This window comes from Bacteroides faecis, from assembly GCF_020091505.1.
GTDB classification, from domain to species: domain Bacteria; phylum Bacteroidota; class Bacteroidia; order Bacteroidales; family Bacteroidaceae; genus Bacteroides; species Bacteroides faecis.
Window position 1 is genome coordinate 5,455,949 of the sequence record NZ_CP081916.1, and the last position, 22,624, is coordinate 5,478,572.

The 22,624-nt window shown below is 39.3% G+C and carries 17 protein-coding genes and 1 pseudogene; 5 read left to right on the top strand and 13 right to left on the bottom strand.

Annotated features, from left to right (window positions below; genetic code table 11):
- Window positions 1-293: 293 nt before the first annotated feature.
- The 7 genes from K6V30_RS21660 to K6V30_RS21690 form a co-directional block, all read right to left on the bottom strand.
- Complete coding sequence (locus tag K6V30_RS21660; protein ID WP_141758192.1) at window positions 294-842, bottom strand: hypothetical protein; 549 nt, start codon at window positions 840-842, stop codon at window positions 294-296.
- 45 nt (window positions 843-887) lie between these two features.
- Window positions 888-1,232, bottom strand: coding sequence for a hypothetical protein (locus K6V30_RS21665; RefSeq protein ID WP_224207201.1), 345 nt, complete (start codon window positions 1,230-1,232; stop codon window positions 888-890).
- A gap of 463 nt (window positions 1,233-1,695) precedes the next feature.
- Window positions 1,696-6,561: a RecQ family ATP-dependent DNA helicase gene (locus K6V30_RS21670; RefSeq protein WP_070752808.1), complete on the bottom strand. Its 4,866-nt coding sequence runs from the start codon at window positions 6,559-6,561 to the stop codon at window positions 1,696-1,698.
- A gap of 892 nt (window positions 6,562-7,453) precedes the next feature.
- On the bottom strand, window positions 7,454-8,371 hold the full coding sequence (locus K6V30_RS21675) for a DUF4595 domain-containing protein (protein WP_055271825.1): 918 nt from the start codon (window positions 8,369-8,371) through the stop codon (window positions 7,454-7,456).
- A 653-nt stretch (window positions 8,372-9,024) separates the two neighbouring features.
- Window positions 9,025-9,714, bottom strand: coding sequence for a recombinase family protein (locus K6V30_RS21680; protein ID WP_371441479.1), 690 nt, complete (start codon window positions 9,712-9,714; stop codon window positions 9,025-9,027).
- Window positions 9,715-9,898: 184 nt separating this feature from the next.
- The gene (locus K6V30_RS21685; RefSeq protein ID WP_055271827.1) at window positions 9,899-10,120 is read right to left on the bottom strand and encodes a hypothetical protein; all 222 of its coding nucleotides are present in this window, start codon (window positions 10,118-10,120) and stop codon (window positions 9,899-9,901) included.
- A gap of 10 nt (window positions 10,121-10,130) precedes the next feature.
- Window positions 10,131-10,376, bottom strand: coding sequence for a hypothetical protein (locus tag K6V30_RS21690; protein WP_055271829.1), 246 nt, complete (start codon window positions 10,374-10,376; stop codon window positions 10,131-10,133).
- A gap of 320 nt (window positions 10,377-10,696) precedes the next feature.
- Between K6V30_RS21690 and K6V30_RS21695 the strand changes: the two genes are divergently transcribed.
- Window positions 10,697-10,879, top strand: coding sequence for a hypothetical protein (locus K6V30_RS21695; RefSeq protein ID WP_139147291.1), 183 nt, complete (start codon window positions 10,697-10,699; stop codon window positions 10,877-10,879).
- A gap of 253 nt (window positions 10,880-11,132) precedes the next feature.
- Here K6V30_RS21695 and K6V30_RS21700 read toward each other — a convergent pair.
- The 5 genes and pseudogenes from K6V30_RS21700 to K6V30_RS21720 all read right to left on the bottom strand — a co-directional run bounded on the left by K6V30_RS21700 (window position 11,133) and on the right by K6V30_RS21720 (window position 18,530).
- Window positions 11,133-12,013 (bottom strand): annotated as a pseudogene (locus tag K6V30_RS21700) (DUF3871 family protein).
- 177 nt (window positions 12,014-12,190) lie between these two features.
- A complete protein-coding gene (locus K6V30_RS21705; protein ID WP_168166626.1) occupies window positions 12,191-12,355 on the bottom strand; it encodes a hypothetical protein in 165 nt (54 codons plus the stop codon).
- A gap of 741 nt (window positions 12,356-13,096) precedes the next feature.
- Window positions 13,097-14,188: an OmpA family protein gene (locus tag K6V30_RS21710; protein ID WP_117615718.1), complete on the bottom strand. Its 1,092-nt coding sequence runs from the start codon at window positions 14,186-14,188 to the stop codon at window positions 13,097-13,099.
- Window positions 14,189-14,257: 69 nt separating this feature from the next.
- Window positions 14,258-17,101 (bottom strand): hypothetical protein, encoded by a 2,844-nt coding sequence (locus tag K6V30_RS21715; protein ID WP_224207202.1) that lies wholly within the window; start codon window positions 17,099-17,101, stop codon window positions 14,258-14,260.
- Between the two features lie 490 nt (window positions 17,102-17,591).
- On the bottom strand, window positions 17,592-18,530 hold the full coding sequence (locus K6V30_RS21720) for a tyrosine-type recombinase/integrase (RefSeq protein ID WP_168166610.1): 939 nt from the start codon (window positions 18,528-18,530) through the stop codon (window positions 17,592-17,594).
- A 736-nt stretch (window positions 18,531-19,266) separates the two neighbouring features.
- Between K6V30_RS21720 and K6V30_RS21725 the strand changes: the two genes are divergently transcribed.
- Complete coding sequence (locus tag K6V30_RS21725) at window positions 19,267-19,503, top strand: PspC domain-containing protein (protein ID WP_022302161.1); 237 nt, start codon at window positions 19,267-19,269, stop codon at window positions 19,501-19,503.
- 1 nt (window position 19,504) lies between these two features.
- Entirely contained in the window at window positions 19,505-19,882 is a 378-nt protein-coding gene (locus K6V30_RS21730; RefSeq protein ID WP_055271613.1) for a VOC family protein, read from the top strand.
- Here the strand turns inward: K6V30_RS21730 and K6V30_RS21735 are convergent.
- On the bottom strand, window positions 19,874-21,736 hold the full coding sequence (locus tag K6V30_RS21735; RefSeq protein WP_055271611.1) for a DNA polymerase III subunit gamma/tau: 1,863 nt from the start codon (window positions 21,734-21,736) through the stop codon (window positions 19,874-19,876). The two genes, K6V30_RS21730 and K6V30_RS21735, sit on opposite strands and share 9 nt — an antisense overlap.
- 159 nt (window positions 21,737-21,895) lie before the next feature.
- On the opposite strand from K6V30_RS21735, the gene K6V30_RS21740 reads away from it, so the two are divergent.
- Together K6V30_RS21740 and K6V30_RS21745 are read left to right on the top strand one after the other, a co-directional pair.
- Window positions 21,896-22,198: an FtsB family cell division protein gene (locus K6V30_RS21740; RefSeq protein WP_010538870.1), complete on the top strand. Its 303-nt coding sequence runs from the start codon at window positions 21,896-21,898 to the stop codon at window positions 22,196-22,198.
- Window positions 22,195-22,536 carry a hypothetical protein gene (locus tag K6V30_RS21745; RefSeq protein WP_008767910.1) on the top strand — a complete coding sequence of 114 codons (342 nt, stop codon included), beginning with the start codon at window positions 22,195-22,197 and terminating at the stop codon, window positions 22,534-22,536. Before K6V30_RS21740 ends, K6V30_RS21745 begins: the two co-directional genes overlap by 4 nt.
- Window positions 22,537-22,624: the final 88 nt, after the last annotated feature.

Below are 22,624 nucleotides of genomic sequence, written 5' to 3' on the forward strand. Positions count from 1 at the left end.
ACGATAGAAGCATTTGGGCACGATGATAGAAACAATATCCGAACGATAGAAAGTGGATAGAAACAGAAATATACCCAAAACTGTGCATACTGTGATAAAGGGTATGCGGTATCAAAGGGAAATAGAGAATCAACGGACAGTATCCTCAGACATCAAGATGAACGCTTCCCTATAAAAAAGAGAAACGGCCATTCCTTCCAACCGGCAGAAATAAAAAGGGGGATCAAAAAACAATCAGCTGCATTCAAAAAGCTCATCCAACAGGCCATCAACCATTTCTTTGTCCGCAAAATTCAAATTAGAAGCCATGTCACTAAGATTATCGGAAGGACGCCACTCTCTACTTTGACTATAAAGAACTTTTTAGTTTTGGAGTAGACATCGTTGCTGGTAGCATCTTTACAATCCGGATCATGAATATCCTTACGAGTCAAACGTTTTATCAGATAAGCAAGCTCCTTCTTTTTCTTGTCCCAGCATACGGGCGATGTCTCCACAGGCTTGCTCTTACCGGAAAAACGAAAATGAAAAACGGAATAATCGGTATCAGGTGAAATAAAGCCGTTCCTTATCAATGCATTATAAAGGATACGGATCTTCCTCTCATCCAATGACAGGTTGGGGAAATAGTCTTTCTTACTGATTGAAGTACCACAGGAAGAGGGGGCAGTAGGATCCAGTTGTGGGCCGGACGGAGAGACAGGCTCCTGCGGAGAAGGCGGATCCATTAAAAAGAGAGACTGCTCCTTTATATTTTTTCTGACACAATAATCACGGAATTCAGTCTGTATCTCATAGAGAAAAGACGAATGACATAAATCATCGTATAATCTGTCATTCACCTTACAATCCCGGGATCGGAGCATATCAAATATAAAATCCGAAAATTAGGGAGACTCCTCATCATAAAGGTAATAATGCGCAGAATAGATCAAGGTTATAAAATCAAGATATTTGTCATAAACAGGAAAACTTATAATACACCGGATAAACTCAAGAAATAATGCGGATAAAGGAAGAATCGTTTTATGCGTAAGACTGTAATCACGCCAACGGACATAATTGGAGAAAGACTTCAAGGCCAGATAGACGGAAACAAAAGTTACGCTCTTGCCTAAAACACCCGGAACATTCATAGATATTTTTGTTGCGGTTTTCCATAAAGTTTCATTACTCAATCCATTAGCAGCCCGCTGCAAATAATTATCACCTCTCTCTAAATCCTGGCTCATATAAGAAGTTACCAGAAGGGCAAACAACTTTTCAAAGAAAGACAGAATGTATTGCTCAGAAGATGAACAATCCTCCTTCTGAAGAACAAGCAAATAATCACACAGCCTTTTTTTAGACCATGATTCTTCTATTATCTTGTATCAAAATTGATCCATTGGTATCTATATTATAGATATTTACACTGCAAAAATACGACAGAAAAAAATATTTGCCACATTTCAGAGGATAAAATGTACGAAGAATATTACAAAAACATATTGTTTTTTTGTAATAACAAAAAAAATCCCTTAGATTTTAGAATATTCTAAAATACGGTATTGAGACCAAATGCTATTCCTGAAATTTGATACCCTATATTTATTCAAATTTGCTCGTGACAGATTTTGCTTGGATTATTTTACTTCGAATTGAGATACGGCCATCGTTCTATTTATTGAAAGAAGTAACTGTCATACATTTTGATTACAAGGAAAGAAGCAAATCTGCCAATAAGACAGCTATTTCCGGTCCGTCTTTCGGTGCATCTTTGGGCTTCCATGCCACAACGAATCGAACAGATGCGGATTTCACTTTATAACCTTTGTCTTGCCATTCTGACAATGTAATCTGCATGCTTTGTGACAACTTCGCTACCGGTTTTTTAGTTAGGATGTTATACAAAACGAAATTGTTGTAATTTAAAAAATCTCCACTTTTTAATGCCAATACCTCTTGCTTAAGTTCTTTGAAAAATCCCAAATAAACATCTTTGTGAGAGAGTTGGAGAACTATTTCTTCTGGCATTTCATACTCTTTTGTGCTGATATGGTACTGGCCCACACTTAAGTGATTAAAGCAATCGCCATTTGTATGTATAAACAATCGTTTTTTTGCACGGGTCATTCCCACATAATACCGGCGCATCAAATGAACATTTTTCGAATAATTATCAGATATGAGCATATATACGTCATCAAATTCTCTCCCCTTAGCTTTATGAATAGTCGATACCACAACATCTGCGCCTGAAACATCACAGAAATCTTCCACTGATGACTCAAAGACAAACTCTTTGAAATCACTAAAATATTTGGTTTTGTTGGTTTGTTCAAACAGTTGTACACAACGTTTTATATATGTCAGACTTTGACTCCTGTCATAGGCGGAAAAGGTTGCATGTTTGGCGTCTTTCCATAATTCCTCTGGAATTAGAGGTGTCCTCACTCGTTTGTCCAGATACCTCAAGAAATACCTCATCTCCGCCATATTCCAGAAAAGAAAACCATCCATAGACTGTACCAACTTGCTGTTTATGCCATATTTCCGCAAAAGAGCTACCAAGATTACAGCTTCTTCATTCGTTTGGGTGAGCACACACGAGGTACCGCTCCCCCGATAATGAATCAATTCCTCAACGAGCGGCTGAAATATATACTTTGATTGATGGCGTGTCACACCAACCCAACCATCCTCTTCCCTCATTGAGATAATTGGTGTGCTTTTCATCCTTTTACTGATACCTCGCACAAATTCGTTGGCGAAATTAACTGGTTGGTGCGCACTGCGATAATTCTCAGTCATCTCGACCAACTTGCTGCCGGGCTCCTGTGACAGCTGGTACATATATCCGGAATCGGCCCCACGGAATTCATAAATGCTTTGGTCATCATCGCCTACTGCTATCACACGCATCTCTTCGTTTTTATTCATAAGGGCCTTTACAAGTGCATATTCTTCAACGCCCATGTCCTGAGCTTCGTCTATGACCAGTACCGTTTTGCCTATTTTGTTTGGTTCCACTTCTCCTTGATTAATCATCTCGGTAGCTTTTGCTACGACATTTTTGGCATCTTCAAGGTTTCCTATCCGCCCCAAGAGGTCAAAACAATAGGAGTGGAATGTCTTTATTTCAACAAAGTGAGCAGCGTTGCCTATCAGTTCCATAAGTCTTTGTTTGAATTCTGTAGCGGCTGCTCTTGAAAACGTTAGCATCAGAAGTTGCTCGTGTTTTACATCTTCAAGCAGAAGAAGTGATGCGAGTTTGTGGACTAGTACACGTGTCTTTCCGCTGCCAGGACCTGCCGCGACAACGATGCAACGTGAATCCTTGTCGGCAACAATCTCCATTTGACGTTTGGACAGCTGACCAAACAATTGTTTGTATTTCTGTGGTGTCAAGTTGTGCTGTATTTCACTAATTCTTTCTCCTTTAAAATATTTGGTGACAAATTTCTTGTAGTCCATTTGGAAATAGTCCTGAACATATTGCAAAGCTGAATTATAATCCTTTACCATCAGATTAGCATATTCACCCACAATATGAACTTGCTGAATCTTCTGCTTGTAGAATTCATTAAGCATCCGGTAGTCATCCTGTCTATATCTCGATTTGTTATCCTTTATTCTTTGTATATTCATGGTGTTATAAAGGACCAAGAAGCCGCCTTCGAGTTTGAGCGCACCGATTTTTGACAGATATAAAAGTGCTTCCTCCACGTCTTCCAACTGTAGATTGTCAAACCCACTAAAAAAAGATTGGGGAGTTGACTTTATTTGATTTAAAAGTTCTACTACAGAAAATTGAACGGCCTTATTCCCCTTTCCTGTATCAGCGGTTAGCCTGTATAGCCATTCTATGGCAAAACGGCTCACCTCCAATCGCCTTTCAAAACGTTTGATAGTTAATTCCATATCTGCCAGACGACTGATTTCCATATTGTGGACCTCATCCTCTTTCTTGCGAGTATATCCCTTAACGGTAAGAAAATAGAGTAGTGTACGGATATCTTTTTCTTTGGATGTATTGATTCCGTCATTCACAGCATTGTCATTCAGTTGCTTGCATGATATCCGCAAAGACCCGTCAGGAATGTGGGTAAGGATATATTGTTCGAGTTTTGCAAAACGTTCAAGGAGTATTTGTGATTTTCTTTCCGAGTCACCTGTATCCAACAAATAAGCAGATATATCCTTACTATCGGCTAATATGCCTTCCTGTCGCATTCGTTCCACCACGGATATGACTTCTCTTTTGCTTATTCCCAAAATGTCTGCCAGATAATCAATCCGCGACTCCGCTTCTGAATCTTGAGCTTTGGCAATATATTTCTGGGATATTAATGATTTAATGATTCGGACTGCCTTTTCTATTTCGTCACTGCCAAAGAGCAGCGATGCTGATATACGTTTTCTTGCTTCATCCATGTTCCTTACCGTAATGCCTGTGGCATATACATGAGGCATATTACTCCCTCTTACCAAGTATCCACTTTGTTCCAAAGCCGCTAAAGCTGTCCGAACACGTGTCTCAATATCGGATACCGAATCGTCCCAACCTGCCTGACGTGCAATTTCCAATGCAGAACAGCTGACTTTCATGCGTTGTCTGGTAAGGTCTTTTATAGCTTTCCAGATCTGTTGTATCTCACTAATACTTAGCTTCGTCTGGTTCAATAATATAAAATGCTTGTCTAGGTCGTTGTCACTATAAAGCACATAGCAACGTGCGCTGAGGCTGGGATCACGACCGGCTCTGCCTGCTTCCTGAACATAATTCTCCAACGAATCGGATATATCATAATGCACTACAAGACCGACATCTTTCTTGTCGACTCCCATGCCAAAAGCTGATGTTGCCACAATGATGCGTACTTGATCATTCATGAATGCATCCTGGTTTACAATCTTTTCATCAGGTTCCATCCTGCCATTGAAAGGTAATGCATTATAACCATCACGGGTTAATTTGATAGCCAGTTCTTCTGTACGTTTGGTACGTGATACATAAACAATTGTCGGACAATCGGATTCAGCCACAAGTTCCCTTAGTTTTAAATATTTATCATCGTCACTTTCAGCATATATGACGGAATAACGCAGGTTCGTTCTTGAAGCCGTTGACGCAAACAACTCTAAGTCTAAATCCAATGTATGTTTGAAATAATCACAGATATCTTGCACTACTTTTTGTTTGGCCGTAGCAGTGAAACAAGACACAGGTATCGGGCCCTTGCATTTTTTCTTTTGCTGGTATTCACTAATAAATTTACCTATATAAAGATAATCAACCCTAAAATCCTGTCCCCATGAAGAAAAACAGTGTGCCTCGTCTATCACAAACCTCACAACGTGGCGTCCCATCAATATTCTCTCGATGGTCTTTGAACGGAGCATTTCAGGAGATATGTACAAAAGCGAAGCTTCTCCGTCTTGTACTCTTTGTATTGACAGTGACCTTGTAATAGGGTCTAACAAACCATTAATGGTTACAGCATCAGTAATCCCCCTATCCGCAAGGTTATCTACCTGGTCTTTCATCAGCGACTGCAATGGCGAGATAACAACCGTAAGTCCATGTACAGAACGGCCTGCCATAAGTGCAGGCAATTGGAAAGTAAGCGATTTCCCACCGCCGGTAGGGAATATTGCCAACAATGACTTACCTTTCACCGCGGCCTGAGCAGCTTGCTCTTGAAGTGGCTCGCCTTCATATGTACGGAATCGTCCATATCCAAAAAATGCTTTTAAGTTATGGAGCACATCCAATTGGCTATTGCAATAAACACAGCCTTCGTTACAACTGGCATGACGCAGGAGTTTTATTACAAATTCCACTCCGGGATAATTGTGGAGTACCCATCCGGGAGTAATAGAACGATAGTCGGTAGTGGCAATTAGAGCCAATGCATATGCCAATTCGCAAGGATGTTGCCTGACCAACATGTCAAGATCTGCATGTTGACAGATTTTCCCTACGTAAAGGTTTCTTATTAGTTCAGATACCCCCTCATTGATATATTCCGCTCCCACCATGCTAAAAAAGCCCTCAAACTCTTTCTTGTCCTTTAACAACGAGGCAAATAGCCTGCGTTTTTCGTTTGGCAATAAATTCCAGCGTGTTATTTCGTCTAATAACAGATCTTTTGCTTTTTCGCAATCATTTACCGGATTGTTCATCTGCTCACTTATCAGTTTGTCATCTTTCACAAGCTTGTGGTAAGGACGTTCCGGAAACAATAAAGGTGAGATATAAAGTGTATCGACCAGAAGCCAGCGACATGCTTCATCTGTGAACAGATATCTGGCATCGTGATGAATGATATTATGTCCACAGACATAGTTTACGTCATTAAGAAATTCAAATAGTTCTTCTTTAGAAGTTTTATGATATATTGCACCATCATGACGGAGTGCACCAATATCATGAATCTTATGGTCCTTTAAACCAATCTCAACATCTACTATGGCATAACGTGAGGGCATCATATGGCACATATGGATTTGATTACCGATGACATTATTGGTTTCCTCTGATTTTCTAGTTCCTATGAATCTGCTCCATATCGACATACATTCAATATAATAAGGTGTTTTATAATCGGAATTTATTATGTATCTGCATGTTTCTCTTATTGTCGTTCAGGTATAATAACCCATACATACAAAGGTAAGGATAAATTCACTAAAATCGTCTTTTTTACAACTTTTATATATTGCTATCACACTGCTCATTAAGAAAAACTATACTTTCATAACTAAAAGCTGTTGTTACTGAATAATCATTCCCGGGGTTACACTATATATTACAACATATGTATACAAGTCATCAATATTACAAATATTTTGAATTTGAAGAAGAAAAACAATGCTAGTATTTTACTCATAATAAAAAATTAGAATAACAGATTTCTATTATTAGATTTCTCTTTTTGTAAAAAGATAGGGGGGTGTCTGACGCAATAGAAGTTAGCAGATTCCTCTCGCTTTATTTTTCTGTGATATGTATAAAAAATCTAAATAAAAGAATTGCCAATCAAATTATTTCTGTGCAATTTTATACGATTGGATTAGAGGTGTGAATCTCGAATAATAATGGTAATAAAAGTCTGGTTTATTTTGTTTTGAAAGGGCTTCTGTTCTCGTCTAGGGATATAGAGGTCCTTTCTTATTTCCGTGGGGTTAGCTGAAGGCGAAAAGTAAGTGAACAAAGTGAAACGACATACATAACTCCAGTAGGGAGATGAAAGTGGAATAAAAAGTTGTGCAAATCGTGTACATTTTATAATAGAAGTACATTTTTTGTGAATAAAATATTCCCCCTTCGGCTATGTATCTACTATCGTATAATCTTCTGTCTACGACTTACCCAATAAAGAAAAAAAAGAAAAGAAGCCAAGCCATGCTTTAGCCTCTCTCCTTATAAATATTTACCAAGAGCAAAAATTAGCAGGTTGGTCAAGTTTTACCAGGCAAATGAATATCTGTCTTCCCACGTTCCTTCTCCAGGTCTTTTCACTATCAACTCCGTTGGGTAACCATTGGAATTTAACGTCCATTTAAAATCATAGTCACTAAAATAAAATCCCTGTGAGTCATGTGCATAGGGAGCATGCATCCTAAGCGGCAGATGCTTTGTAGCCGTGCCGAGCATACCTCCATAGTAAGCATATATCATTTCGTCCATGTCTACATCCAATAATTCGTCAAACATCATCAGACATCCCTTGTTTTCTATAGGAGTTGTAATCTCATCTGTTGTATAGTAAATTTTAGTGTCAGGCCATATATCTTGATTATCAATTTTCCCATCACCATTTATATCCTTGCCACCATCATCCAAGAAGGATTGGGTGAAAGTAGCCACCACATCACCATCCTTATAAGTAATCTTCGTTAACTCACCATCGCTTTCGGAACGTCTCATTTCAATCAAATGCCCCTCAGTATCGTATTCCATCTCCCAAGTAAACTCATCAGCGTCGGGAGTACCGGCGTGGTCTATTGATTTGCAGTATTTTACATAGCCATCACTGTTGAGCTGCAAGTTTAGTTCGGTCACATCGCCGTTTTCGTCCGTCACTGTTATTCTGGCTGAATTTATTGAAGCCTCCGCCCGTGTAACAGGAAAATATTCGAAGACGGCCTTTTCGCCCTCATCAGTTGTAATGCTTGTCACCAATCCCTCTTCATTTTGGGAGATAGACATGCCTGAGACAGATTTGGGGAGCCCACCTGTAAATACTTTCTCCGGATTGACCACTGTAGTTGTGTTGTCGCCATCGTTACCATTACCATTCTCGTCATTGTCACTGCAAGCTGTGAACCCCAAGCAGAAAGCTATCCCCAGCATAAAAGCAGCCATAACTTTAAACATCTTCATAAATCGCGAATCTTGTTTTACCCCCATTCCTTGAAGGGAAATTATATACAAATAAGAAGTATAAGGAATGCCCTCTGAACCAAACAGAACGGATACTTCCAGTTATTATCAGATTGAATTCATACGATATCTTTTTTTGCAAAGAAAGAAAATTTTCACTTAATAAACAATATACGAGGTAAAATTAAAATATGAGAATTACCCTTGTCACATATTGAACTGCACCCCAAAAGTTGGACACAAAACTTTAGGAGTGCAGTTCATATAGCTATAACAGGGGGGATTCTGTTGAAAAGAGAGTTTTGACTTTCATGAAATACCAGAATAAAACTTAGATTACTCAACCTTGTCTATACTGCTCATTATATTTTTCCCATTCCCCTCTCTTTTCTTTTCTGAGGTAGGGAAAGAAACTATAAATCTTACAACTTTCAAATAACTCTCATATCCTGTTCCATCAATATTACCCGGAACACTCTTTTATATTACCAGATTCCCTTACCCTATGCCTATAATATCCTGAAAACAAAAAAAACAACGATAGTAACCTTTTTTCCTCTCTTATATACTATTTGATTTTTTTGGTAGTAGAAGAAGAATAAAAAGTAAGAGAAAACATTATACATATTCTCCCTTACTTATTGTTTTTATAGTTATTTCAGATTATACCTTCTGATTAATATATTCACTTGTGATGCTCTGAACTGACATCCCCGGGCTGTTACAAATCCCTCCTTATCCAATATTCTGGCCATTTCAGACAGGTCTTTTTCTTCCTGCACGAGCTTTTTTAGTAGCGCAACCGCTCTTTTGTTATTGGGATTGTCCAGGGCCTTCTGATGATTGGTTCTGTTACTGTTCCTAATAGCCTGCTCAAGGTTATTCATTAGATTTTCAAGCTTTCCCAGTTTGACACCCCTCGCTTTTTTGACCTTCAGGGATTGTCTAGTCCTTTGTGATATAAAGTTCGCTTCATACTCCGCTATTGACGAAATGATATGAAGAACCAGTTTGTTAGCCTGGGGAAAATCACAGAACACGATTTCCACGTCACTCTCCAGTAATTTACTGGTGAAAGCTACATTCCGGCTTAACCGGTCCAGTTTGGCTATAAATAAGATAGATCCGTTCTTTCTGCATTCTTCCAAAGCTTCCGTAAGTTTGTGTCTGTCAGATTTCTTGCCGCTCTCTGTTTCGATATACTCAGAAACCGGCTTTTTCTCCTTTAGGTAATTTTGTATAATTTCTCTCTGTGCCTCAATTCCAAGTCCTGAGATTTCCTGTTTTTGTATACTTTGTCTCAAATACGCTATATAGGTTGTTTTCATATTCATATTTAACATTTTTTTATTCGCTTCTCGAATACCCAACGATCGTTCAGTATTCGTTAAACAATAAATTTGAATTCATAAAAAAGAAATCCTGTGAGAACCGACTTTCTAATATACCCGGTTTTCTCACAGAATCCTGATTATTACAGATATTCGGCTATATGAGATTCTCTGTTTTCATATAACCGCAAATCTCTTATATTTCCATTTGTGCTTTGTCCTTCTTTCTGACATATTTCCTGTCAGGCCTGGTAATGGGATTTGAAGTAAGTATCTTGTATAACTTCAACCCCTCCATTTCCACCGGTGCCGTAGCCAGCATAAAGGTAGCCGACTTGTCCGCACCAACGTTATCCAGAATCTTATGACATAGATAGCTGCAATTGAAAACAGCCCCGTAACAGTATTCTTCCAGCACTCCCTTGCTGTTACCGTTTTCTCTTTTTCAGCCTTACCGGAAAACCGCCTTCATCATCCACAATGCATAGGAACCATTGCCTCGGATCGTCTTCGTCACCAACTAGTACAGTTATACTTTCTTCCTCTAATCCTAATTCCTGAACAAGCGCACTGCTTAGGAATATGCATCCGTTTCTGTCCATCCGGATACTTCTCTGTCCTGCTGATGTTGTACCGGATATGCATTTTTCTCTGTTATATATGAATAGCTTCATTTTCACCTCCTTTTCTATCGTTATTCGTACACATAAAGCATCTCACACCGTTCCATGAAGTAGCTGTTGGACCTCAATGATTCCAGCGCCGTCTGTTTTTCCTCATGACCTCGGAAAGCGGCAGTCCCGTGTATTCGGAAGGACCTTGAGTGAGCACTGCTGCCTGTAGTAACGTAGCATGAACATCCTGTACTCCTGCCGGGAGAACCTGCCCCTGATATATCTTAATACGTCCTTGGCCAGTCTTTCACAACGGTTCAGGCCCCAAAGGTATGGCTTTGTCTCCTCCTAGCTGAATCTATAAAAAAATCGTCTTCGGGATGAACGTAACGGTTTTCATTTCTCATCTCTGTCATCGCTTTATACCGATAGCACCTGAAGAAATAGGCTTCCAGGTTTTCTATCCTTTCTTCGCCGCCCATTATCTTTTCCCTTATAAAAAGATAGGTATTATGGAAGTTATCCTCATCCACTATAGAGAAAAAACGGATATTTTCCCTTAATCTCATATAAGAGGATGCAGACCAGTTGTCAAATCAGGCAACTTCGGGTGTGTTTCCGATTGTCTTTGTTTTTACTGCATTATTATCCTGTTTCTTGCTGGAATGTCTCAATCTGTGGGAATAATCCCTTATAAATATCGTCATCATAATCTTTAATTTTAAATGGTCATTAAACCCCAAAAGAGGATACCACCGTTTCTCTCATTGGTGATACCCTCTCCGGATATTAATCGTATCAATCACACTCTCCCGGTCATTCTATAAACCAGGAATATGCCATGTCCCTTCCGTTCAGTGCCTCTGTCAGTCCCACTGATACTTCCGTCGCGTTTACACTACGGCCCAGGAATGTATCCAAATAGCTGCTCTTGTTGGCTCCGGTGATCAGGTTATAGAATTTCCACATACTCAATTCACCGTTATTTCCGGCAAAGTTGTCGTCATGGATATATGCCCTGGCCACGTTATTGATCTGACTGTCGGTTATTAACAACCGTGGCAGTTCTCTCTGTTGTGCCTGTGGAAGATAGTTATACAATCTCATTCTCCCCAGAATCTGGCAGAACCGGTGTTCACTCAGCATGGTATCACCCAACGATTGCATCAGGTGAATATGCCTGGCTACGTTGTATTGACTGAACAGGTCCAGTGTAAATTGTTACAGATCCCTCGCACTGGTTGCCCGTATTTCTTCCTTATACCTGTCTGTTGACAAGCATTGATTAGTACAGGCCAGGTTCAGGAACCCGATTGCCAGATTGAATCTCTGGGCTGTCATCTTTCCGCTTAGGTTCTCCCTGGCGTAGCTCCTGCAACCGGTGATACACAGGTTCAGGCGGTTTCCGTTTACCTCCTCGCATATGCTGGGGATCTCGATATTGAAAATCATGCGCTCGTAGTACATAGTCTTGTCTGATTCCAACAACTGTCCACTCTTTTGTTGATCGCTTCCGGGATACGTCCCCTGACAATATGGGAGGTTCTTATCTCCGGGTTGCAAATCGTTTCTCCGTAATAAAAGTCTCTGGTCACTTCATAGACGGATTCGATGAAGCTTGGATGGGAAATACATACCTCGTTGTCTTTGGCAAAGGTGGGTATAATACAATCGTTCCTGAGGTGTTCTAAAATCACCTCTGTTGTGTTGGCTTCAATAAAAAATCCAATAAAAAGAAAAAGCCAAGAGGTTTATTTCTTTGCTTTTACAAATATTCCTCTTAGCTTCTTTATTTCCTTGAGCATGGATGTTGTTACCTCAAGGATGGTTATAATTACGTCCTGTGCCTTATCATAATCCATTCACTAGACGTTCTATGGGTTTTCAGTTGCTACATTGCCTGTATCAACTTTACTTGCAGCATCCTTTTTCTTCCTTTTGCTGCTGTATTTCTCTACAAATTCCACAATAGTTGAACCTGCCACGATGATCTCAGTAATGTATGCTGCGATTCTGATTCCTTTCATTAAATGTTTCATTTTTCTCTTGTTTTTTGTTGTTGGTTAATAATATGTTCTTGTTCTCTTGTCTTTTATTCTTGCCATATATAAGGATAAGGTGAAGAGGGAAGGGGAAGAAAAAAAATAAAGAGCCGTTATCAAGACTCTTCGTCCTGACTTGGCTCTTTGATAGGCTGTCATACTTTCATTACCCAGATTGTAGCTGTGATAATTACTGGTACGGCTGCTATCCTTCGAATTGAATCGCCCAATGATCTCTAAGTATTGGAATCAACCCGGAAATTGTTTTATGTTATTTGAAGCTTATATGCACCATTTAGTACCGGTGCAATTCTTGTGCTTCAATTTATTCTCATCTATAAGAGTTTGAGGGGTAAGAAAGGGAGAAATTATAAAGAAAGTAATATGTCTTTTTTTGAATAGGAGGAGTCTTAAAATAAAAACGAGGCTGAACTCAAAATGCGCTAGCCTCGTTTCGTATGATAGAGGATATCCGTGGGAAAAGGGAGATATCCTCGTATTGGAAATGGATATATGAAAAGTGTACTTTCACAAGCACTGCTTTCAACCATTTCCTAAGGGAAATCTTCACTTTTAGGTGAAGAAAGGGTTATTATTGCAGAAATACGGGCTTTCACAAGTCCGGACTTCTTAGAAGTCCCAGAGAGAGCACCTTATATAAACTGAATATATAAAGAAGTGGGGAAAACTCTCTTTGGGAAATTAGGGTATATTGTTTAGAAATCTTTTTCATAAAACTTATTCAGCAATACAAATACTTACCCGGTTTTCTTTCGGAGTATTATATGGCTGCACAGTATCTCCTTTATAATCAACTTTTATCCTATCTGCAGCGATGCCTTTTGCTTTTAAAGCTTCGGCAACATTATTAGCACGCTTCTCTGATAATTTACTATTGATTCTAGGATTACCCGTATCAACATCAGCATAACCTGTTACACTTACCTTAGCTGCAGGATGTTTCTCCATGTAGTCAACCAAAGAAGCAATCTTAGATTGCTGATCATCCTGAATCTTTGCAGAGTTGATGGCAAAGAAGATATTCTGTTTCATAGGTTCTACTACCACTTCTTTTTTAGGCTGTGGTTGTTCTACTACAGGAGCAGGTTTAGGCTGTTCCACTACCACAGGCTCTGGTTCATAATAAACAGGAGCAGTCTTTGTATAGCTTTTACCCAGTTTAATGCTTACACCTACAAGGGCATTCAGTTGCCAGTCACAGTTACCAGCTTTCTTGGAGTTGAACTTATCAGACAATACGTTCGCATTTCCTTCAATATTAATGGACAAACGATCATTCAAACGAAGATCACAACCAAGACCGAAACGACCTGTCGGAAGAATCTGACCTTCTTGCCAAAGATACTCCAACTCATAAGTTCTTGTATCAAGCGCATTGGCTTCATCGTTATCAAAACCACGATTCAGTCCTGCACCGGCAAAGATATAACCATTGAACACCCGCTTCGGATTAAAACCACAGAACAAAGTACTGAGATCAGCCATAATATCCACATTACCTTGCAGATATTTATACTTATAGTTCTGCTGCGGATTAACCCATCCTCCTTTTGCCTGCCATCCACTGACACCAATACGTGCACCGAATGCGGGAGCAAACTTATAACCAACATTAAAAGCAGCTGCCGGAGATAGAAGGTCAGTAAATTTTGCTTCACCAACAGTATGAGCAGCTCCTACTTGTGCTTGAATAAACCAATGAGGTTTGAACACTGTTTTACCAGGTTCCTTTACACGTTGTTCTTGAGCAGAAACCGGCAACACACTGATTGCCAATATTCCTATTAATAGTATTCTTTTTATGCTCATAATAGATTAATATTAAACATAAAGCGCCCCTCATCAGAGAGAAGCGCTTCATGATATTTAATAAAAGGATTAGTTACCTTGAGTCTTTTCAACTGGAATTGTTACATAAGCTTTAACTGTACCCCATTTATAAGTTACTGTTACAGGCAATCTCAAGTTGAATGCACCTACAGCAGTACCATTATTCTTGTAAGTTACAGTACCATAAGCATTAGCAGCAGGACTAGTAGGAATTTCAGTAACTTTAAATGTCTTAGCATCCTGAGTTACTTTCAACTCTGACGTTACAGAACTCAATTTCTGAGTATTAATATCACCACCGTTCAAGTCAGTTGTAATTTCATCAAGATCAACAGAAATAGCAGTAACTTCATAGAACTTAAAGTAAATCTTATTTGTCTTCGGGCTAAATTCATAATCTCTCCAGTCTGTAAGCTTCAACAAATCAAGCATATTAACAGTAGAACCGTTATCAACAGCATCCTGGAACTTACCTGCACCTGCAGCTACATTAATCGGACGCAAGAAGAATGCTCTGAATTCACCGTTAGTAATAGGCAATTCTAATTCACATTCACCTGTTACAGCCTTAATATTAATCCAAGCATAGAATGCATTAGGAACTGAACTATGACTTGCAACATTCAACAAATCCTTAGCCTCATCTGTATTTGCATAAGAAATTTCACCTGTCGTCTCCTTAATAGTTGCAACTTCTTCTCCATTTGCATATAAAGTTTCAGCATTATCACTTAGAGTCAAAACATATTTAGTTCCACTCAAGCCAACAGCATCTGTACGAGTTATGTTCTTAGCAGCAAATACATATTTATATTTGTCAGATCCAATAGCAGGCTTGTTACCCATAAATACATTATCCAAGTCAACTACAAATGTACAAGTATTATTACCATCAGGAACTGCAACATTCAAGCGAACATATTCCTTATTAGCATCCCAATATTCTTTAATCTTATTATTATCAGGAATTGTCACAGCATCAATAGCATTAACTTTAGAAGTAAATGTAATAGTAACATCACCACGAGACTTCGGATCGTTAGCAGCATAAGTAACAACTGTTGTTAATGTACCATCCTTAGCCAATGCAGCAGCCATATCTGCCTGAGTAACTGTCCAAGTCAATAAGTCAGTCATTGTAGTCGGATCAGCATCTGAAACCAAAGCAACAGTACCATCGCCTTTACCATAGTTAACTTCTCCCTCAACTGTTGAAATCTGCTTAATTGTATACTCTTTATTGAATTGAGTTCTATCTAATCCAAGTTTATTATATACTTTCACATTCATCTGTTCCACAGTCAACTTAAATTCCTTATTAGCACACTGGTTAGTAAATGCCGGATAGTCAAATTCAACTTCTTCTGCAGGAATCTTATCCTTAACAATTTCAACTTTAATCCATCCAGTGCTAACAACCTGATTATCTTTTGTCATCAACTGTACACGAACTAATGGCATACGACCAACTGCTGCATATGGAGTACCTGTTTCATTATACAATTTCGGATACAAAACACCGTCTACAATTTTTGCATAATCATTTTGTGCAGTTCCGTTATCACCTTGAATATAATTACATAAATGGAACTCATAATGCAATCCTAAGCTTTCAATATCTTTATCAGACATGGTCTGATGAGTTGCTTTAGTAGCTTCATCTTTATAACAAGTAACGACTAATGGTTTCATATCCAACCCAGTAGTTGACTTGTAAGATAACTCATAATCAGGTATTTTATCAATAGCAACCTTAGCTGTTCCGCTATTAGCACCATATAAATCATGATTTGTTGGGTTAGCAGCTTTTTTCTTCTTATCAGCCAAAACTAATGTAGTATATTTAGTCGCATATACCCCTCTATAGTCCTGATCAGTAATTGTATTTCCAGCTTTTGTTTTAACCCGAATCTTGAATCCAGTTATTTCAGAAGCTTCAACGGCCTTAATCAATTCAGCATTTGCCTTGAAGTTAACAGTCAACATACCATCTTTTACAGAATAACTATCAACGCTAGGAGCACAATCAGCAGCTCTAGTCTTAGAAATATATTCTATATCTCTAGAAAGTACTTCAATAGAAACGATCTGATCTTTAGTAGCACTTGAAGGATTCAAATAATACTTACCAACAATAACTGGAGATATATATGATTTATCAGTAGATTGCCTCCAAACCTCACCAGTAGCAGTAGCAGGTTCACAACTAGTTTTTTCACCCCAAGCATTATATTCTACACTCAATGCTTTCATAGATGGCACACCACCAAGAATGGCATCAGGTTCAAAGCTAAAGCCTGTAAGAGGTAGAATATCAGTAATCATTAAGTTAACAGGTTCTGAATCGCCACATCTTACAGCCCATCCATATGTAACACCATCTTTAGTGAACTCTGTTACACTCAAAGCATTCGATACAAGAGTAGGAAGTTTAACACCTGTAGCTTCACCATTATACTCAATTGTCACACCATCCTTACCTACTACTAAAGCAGACGGATCAAACTTAGTATCAGTGTCAGTATCCGTAAATTCAATTTCTTTAGTCTGAACATTACCTTTATCATCAGTCAAGGTAATAGTAGCCTTATTACCATCTTGAGTAACATTCAAAGTATACGTAGTATTAGTGTCTGTATCAGGAATATTATAAGTAGTAGCATCTCCATTCTGATCTGTTACTACTAACTTTCCATCTGCAAAAGACACCGATTTCACATAAGCCAATGAACCAAACTTAGTATTCAATTCGCCCAATGTTTTTTCGATTGCATCTACACGTTCGCTCAGACCATTGATGTCATCATCATAGTCTTTACAAGATGTAAATGTTCCTGTGGTAGACGCAAGTAATGCTCCAAACAGGATTGCACTTAAAAACTTTTTGTTCATAATAAAAAAAATTTTAATTTATAAATTAAAAAATAAAAATATAATTTCTCGTTTTTGATCCAAAAGCCATTTGTGTTTCCCTTTTCATTCTATTAATGTAACCTCCTTTTCTTTTCGTTTTACCTGTATCCATGATTCCTTAGTATGGACAAGAAATATATTCCCAACACTTTTTTCCCGTTACTTCATAGGTAACGGGAAAACCTTTGTCCTGGCTCTCATGAAGCCTTCTTTATGAAAAACTGTATGATTTAGTAATGAAACTTATTTACCCCTGCTTCAAAGAGGAGGCAGAGGGGAGGGAAATCTTTGAATATAATTAGAAGGTTATAAAGGTCTAATAAAAAGAAATCCTCTGTTTTATCGTGTTATTTCTCTTTTTTTAGTAGTTTATCAGAAAAAATATCTTTTTTGTTTGCATGTTTTCCAAAATATCTCCATCTTTGCAACGCTGTTTAGCTCCGTTACCTATGAAGTAACAGGCTTAAATTCAACACATTGCCACTGACATTGAGCGCTTTATAAAATCCACCACCTTTTTATTGGCTTCATCTATTTTCTTATTCCGGAAGGGTTTGAGATACGTCTCGGTCACTGTGATCGAAGAGTGTCCCATAGCTTCAGAAATAACGCCTGGGTGAATTTCACAATAGTAAGCTGTCGTTGCCCATGTATGGCGGGCAGTATACGAACTAAGTTTATCCCCCAGTCCTAACATTTCACCAAGCAACATCAGTTGCCTATTGAAATTGCGGAGTGCCAACTGGTATTCGTGATAAGCCTCCTTCGTCCCTTCCCGACTATTTAATAACGGAAATAAATAAGGAGATGACGTATCACGATTCATATACCTCTTTAATATAGCCATCGCTTCCGGAGTTAAAGTCACTGACAAAGGACGCCCGGTCTTCCGCCTGCGGTAAGTGATAACATTGTCGTGCAAATCACTTTTACGCAAATAGGCAAGATCGACAAAAGGCAGACCACGGAGCAGAAACATCAAAACGAACAGTTCCTGCGTACGACGCATGTCAGATGTCACTGCAGACGACTGCGGCAATTTGGTGAATACTTTCTGTATGTCTTCGGTATCCAATGCACGCTTACGGTCCGCACGGGTGCCGGTATATACAGAACGAAACAAATGCGGTACATAAACAGCCCCACGACAATCTACCGCACGATTATAGACCGCACGAAATGTGCGTAAATAGGTGGAAACAGTGTTCCAGCTACATCCCCGGCCACGAAGGTGAATCTCGAAGCCTTTTATCCACTCTGGGGTTACTTCATTGAACGTAAAATCCCCTTTCCCACGATAAGCAATGATGGCATTGAGACTGCTACGATAAACATGCGCAGTACCAAAGTTTCCCTCCATCTGTAGCCCGTCGGCTACCTGCTTCATAAATGCTACTACTCTTAACATCTTACTTGTTATTAAAAAAATTATGCAATAAATATAATAGGTTTTGGACTAATGGAACATCTTCTGATACATATATTATATTTATTTGAAATTATCTAATCTATCTGCTATGTCCAAAGTTACGAATAATAACAAAGCTAAAAGTATAGATGTTGTAGGGATAGAAATTTATGAAAAGCGGAAATCTTGAAAAATTTTGTTTGCTGACTACAAATAATCTAAATAAAATAAGGAATTATTGTTCAATAATCTTTAAATTACTTATAGCGTAAAAGAAGATTACTAATAGAAATAACCTCCTTTATCAAATGGTCATTATTTATTATGACTTTCTAGTTTTATATAAATAATAACTTAACTCATTTACCAAACACATAAATTTATAACTTTAGAATTAGCCTTATTTTCAGTCACAAAATCTCTTTCTATCTAAATATCTGTAACTTTCATTGACTCGTCAATATAATTTAAAACTGTGATTAACTTCTTGATATAAAAAATAATGATTAACTTTGCAAAGTAAGTCAATGTTGACCTATTGTTGACCTCTAAACTTACAAAGAGATAATTAACAAGTTGATAACAAGGGGATCCAGTTGGTTAGAGCGTCAGATTGTGGTTCTGAATGTCGCCGGTTCGAGTCCGGTCTTCCCCCCCAAAAAAAGAAATACTCAAAAACAAGTCCTGTAAATCTTTTGCTTTACAGGACTTATTTTTTATTTATCCAATAAACCTTATGGAAAACAACAAAAAACTGACCCGTTCCAGAAAAGAACGAATGATAGCAGGAGTATGCGGTGGTTTAGCCGAATACTTGGGCTGGGACCCTACCTTAGTAAGAATAGTCTATGTACTGGCTACCATCTTCACTGCTTTTGCAGGAGTCATCATTTACTTGATTCTATGGATCATCATGCCGGAAGAAAGATATAGCGACGGATATGGCGACAGAATGAATCAACGCTTACATTAACATGAAAGTCAAGAGTATTGACCATATTGTCATACCTGTATCCGACATACACCAAAGCCTCCATTTCTATACTGAAATATTAGGAATGGAAGCCGATACTAGCCACCAGCGCTTTGCCCTGAAGTTTGGCAATCAAAAAATCAATCTACATGTAGGGAAAGCACAATTCCTCCCTGCTGCCAAATGCCCTACCTTCGGAAGTACTGATATCTGCTTACTGGCAGATGGGAGCATAGAAGATATTAAAGCAGAAGTAACATCCAAGGGAATAGAGATAGAATGCGGTATTGTACAGCGTCAAGGTGCCCAAGGAGCCATCCGGAGCATTTATTTCAGAGATCCGGATGGTAATCTGATAGAGGTCAGTACCTTAATATAATTCCAACCCGAACTCATCTTTCAGTTGCATCAGCGCCTGATTCTTCTGAGCCATCATCTGGAATTTCTCAACACGGCCAACCGCCCGAACCGTTTCTGCAGGTTCACTCACCCGTACTGTCATCGCCACCTTGCTATTCTTCAATCTTCCACGAAGATAAGTCTGCAGTTCCGGTATTAAAGCAGTAAAATCCTTAGCGGCAATTTCATTATCAACCACTACTTCAAAAGTAGTCGAATTATTCAATAATACCGGACGAATCACCTGCATACGCTTTGCGATAGCGACCTGTTCTTTGGGGAGCTGTCCCGCATATTCCTGCCAATAATAGTTCAAGTCTCTGTCGTTGAAGATAAAATCTTCTTCCGGTTGCTGAGTTTGCGTCTGGGCAACATTAGTCTTGGCTGCATTCTGAGCAACCTGATCACGTTGCGGATTCTTAATAGATACGCCCAGACTTGACATCTTCATCACAGGAATCTTCCGTTCCTCCCTGGTAGTCGAAGAAATTCCCGCCCCTTGCGACGGAACAGAAGTTGTATTCGCCGGAGTAGCAGAGCCTGCAGTTGCAGACGTTTGCGGCTGACGCACGGCAGTATTGGAAACAGATGGTGCAGCAACCGGAGACGGAGCAGAATGAACAGTAGTCTGTTGAGCAGACGGTGCAGAAGCAACCTGCGGCTGCTGAGCTGCGGCAGGCTGGGTGAATACGGGTTTTATGGTCTGCTTAGGGCCACGCCCACCACTTACATCATCCCCTTCGGTGGTAAGCTGGGCAACCTGTATCAAGGTCAATTCAACCAGTAAACGCTTGTTCTTGCTGGCACGGTAATTCAAATCACAATCATTACAAAGCTTCATCGCCCGATACAAAAACTGCAACGGACACTTCTGTGCCTGTTCCTGATAACGCTGACGTATACTCGCCCCTACTTCCAGCAATGGCAAGGTAGCCACATCCTTACTAACCAGCAAATCCCGGCAATGCGAAGACAATCCGGTAATAAAATGACTTCCGTCAAATCCTTTATTCAGTACATCATTGAAAAGCAATAATGCATCACTCACTCTGTTTTCAAGGAAACAATCCGTCAGACGGAAATAATATTCGTAGTCGAGAACATTCAGATTCTCAATTACACTCTTATACGTAATATTCCCTCCCGTAAAACTCACTACCTGATCGAAAATAGATAAGGCATCACGCATACCTCCATCCGCTTTCATCGCAATGACGTTCAGAGCTTCGGGTTCTGCCGTAATATTTTCTTTTGCAGCAACATAGGATAAATGATTCACCGTATCTTCCACACTGATCCGGTTAAAATCATAAATCTGACAACGGGAAAGGATAGTCGGAAGAATCTTATGCTTCTCCGTCGTAGCAAGAATAAAGATGGCATGACGGGGAGGTTCTTCCAATGTTTTCAAAAATGCGTTGAAAGCGGAGGCTGAGAGCATATGCACCTCGTCGATAATATATACTTTATACTTGCCAATCTGTGGCGGGATGCGTACCTGTTCCACCAATTGACGGATATCGTCCACCGAGTTGTTGGAGGCAGCATCAAGTTCATGGATATTATACGACCGCTGTTCGTTGAAAGCCACACACGATTCACATTCGTTACAGGCTTCACCATCCGCAGTAGGCGTCATACAGTTGATGGTTTTGGCGAAGATACGCGCACAAGTAGTCTTTCCCACCCCACGCGGTCCGCAAAACAAATAAGCATGAGCCAATTTTTGGGTAGCGATTGCATTCTTTAATGTAGTAGTCAGCGCTCGTTGTCCCACCACCGATTCGAATGTGGACGGACGGTATTTACGAGCTGATACAATATAGTTCTCCATATCCGGGATTCTCTCTGTTTTTTTTTGATTTTTCGCTTTCAGTGCAAATGTACACAAAAAAGTGATAAGTAATAAAGGATAGAGAAAGAAGTTTTGAACCTAAAGCGGTAAGTTTTTAAGTTATTAGTTTTATCTTTGCGGATATAAAAAAGAGAAATTATGGATAAACTGATCACTATCTGGAGTTTCATATGCCGACGTAAGTATCTTATCACCGTCGTAGCATTTGCTGTTATCATTGGTTTTCTGGACGAGAACAGTCTCTTCCGCCGTTTGGCATACGAACGTGAAATCAGCCAACTGAAAGAAGAGATAGAAAAATACCGTGCAGACTACGAAGAGAACACCAAACGTCTCAACGAGTTAAACAGTAATCCGGATGCCATCGAGCAGGTTGCCCGTGAAAAGTATCTGATGAAGAAGCCAAACGAAGATATTTACGTTTTTGAAGATAATAAATGAAACAATTAGTACCTGCACTTTTCGCCGTAGGCGCAATTATGGCTCTCACAGGAGCTGCTGTATATATCACCGGATGGAACTATGCTCCTTATATCTATACCATCGGAGCCGGATTCATCGCATTGGCACAAGTAAACACGCCGGTTAAAGGAAAAAGCAAAATATTAAAACGCCTGCGCATCCAGCAGATATTCGGAGCACTGGCACTGATTCTCACAGGAGCTTTCATGTTCACCACCCGCGGTAACGAATGGATTGCCTGTCTTACTATTGCCGCCGTACTCGAACTTTACACTGCTTTCCGCATTCCACAGGAAGAAGCAAAAGAAGAGAAATAAAAAAAGCCTATTCAAAGCTTCACAGTCTTGAACAGGCATTGATTCATTAAAATTATGAATGTCCTCAGGAAATCCAAGGGCTTTAAAA

What these genes read in the sequence shown, in the direction of transcription:
- K6V30_RS21665 (WP_224207201.1), bottom strand. Translation starts at nt 1,232, where the DNA reads ATGAGCCAGGATTTAGAGAGAGGTGATAATTATTTGCAGCGGGCTGCT.
- K6V30_RS21670 (WP_070752808.1), bottom strand. Translation starts at nt 6,561, where the DNA reads ATGTCGATATGGAGCAGATTCATAGGAACTAGAAAATCAGAGGAAACC.
- K6V30_RS21675 (WP_055271825.1), bottom strand. Translation starts at nt 8,371, where the DNA reads ATGAAGATGTTTAAAGTTATGGCTGCTTTTATGCTGGGGATAGCTTTC.
- K6V30_RS21680 (WP_371441479.1), bottom strand. Translation starts at nt 9,714, where the DNA reads ATGTTAAATATGAATATGAAAACAACCTATATAGCGTATTTGAGACAA.
- K6V30_RS21690 (WP_055271829.1), bottom strand. Translation starts at nt 10,376, where the DNA reads ATGAAGCTATTCATATATAACAGAGAAAAATGCATATCCGGTACAACA.
- K6V30_RS21695 (WP_139147291.1), top strand. Translation starts at nt 10,697, where the DNA reads ATGAACGTAACGGTTTTCATTTCTCATCTCTGTCATCGCTTTATACCG.
- K6V30_RS21705 (WP_168166626.1), bottom strand. Translation starts at nt 12,355, where the DNA reads ATGAAACATTTAATGAAAGGAATCAGAATCGCAGCATACATTACTGAG.
- K6V30_RS21710 (WP_117615718.1), bottom strand. Translation starts at nt 14,188, where the DNA reads ATGAGCATAAAAAGAATACTATTAATAGGAATATTGGCAATCAGTGTG.
- K6V30_RS21715 (WP_224207202.1), bottom strand. Translation starts at nt 17,101, where the DNA reads ATGAACAAAAAGTTTTTAAGTGCAATCCTGTTTGGAGCATTACTTGCG.
- K6V30_RS21720 (WP_168166610.1), bottom strand. Translation starts at nt 18,530, where the DNA reads ATGTTAAGAGTAGTAGCATTTATGAAGCAGGTAGCCGACGGGCTACAG.
- K6V30_RS21725 (WP_022302161.1), top strand. Translation starts at nt 19,267, where the DNA reads ATGGAAAACAACAAAAAACTGACCCGTTCCAGAAAAGAACGAATGATA.
- K6V30_RS21730 (WP_055271613.1), top strand. Translation starts at nt 19,505, where the DNA reads ATGAAAGTCAAGAGTATTGACCATATTGTCATACCTGTATCCGACATA.
- K6V30_RS21735 (WP_055271611.1), bottom strand. Translation starts at nt 21,736, where the DNA reads ATGGAGAACTATATTGTATCAGCTCGTAAATACCGTCCGTCCACATTC.
- K6V30_RS21740 (WP_010538870.1), top strand. Translation starts at nt 21,896, where the DNA reads ATGGATAAACTGATCACTATCTGGAGTTTCATATGCCGACGTAAGTAT.
- K6V30_RS21745 (WP_008767910.1), top strand. Translation starts at nt 22,195, where the DNA reads ATGAAACAATTAGTACCTGCACTTTTCGCCGTAGGCGCAATTATGGCT.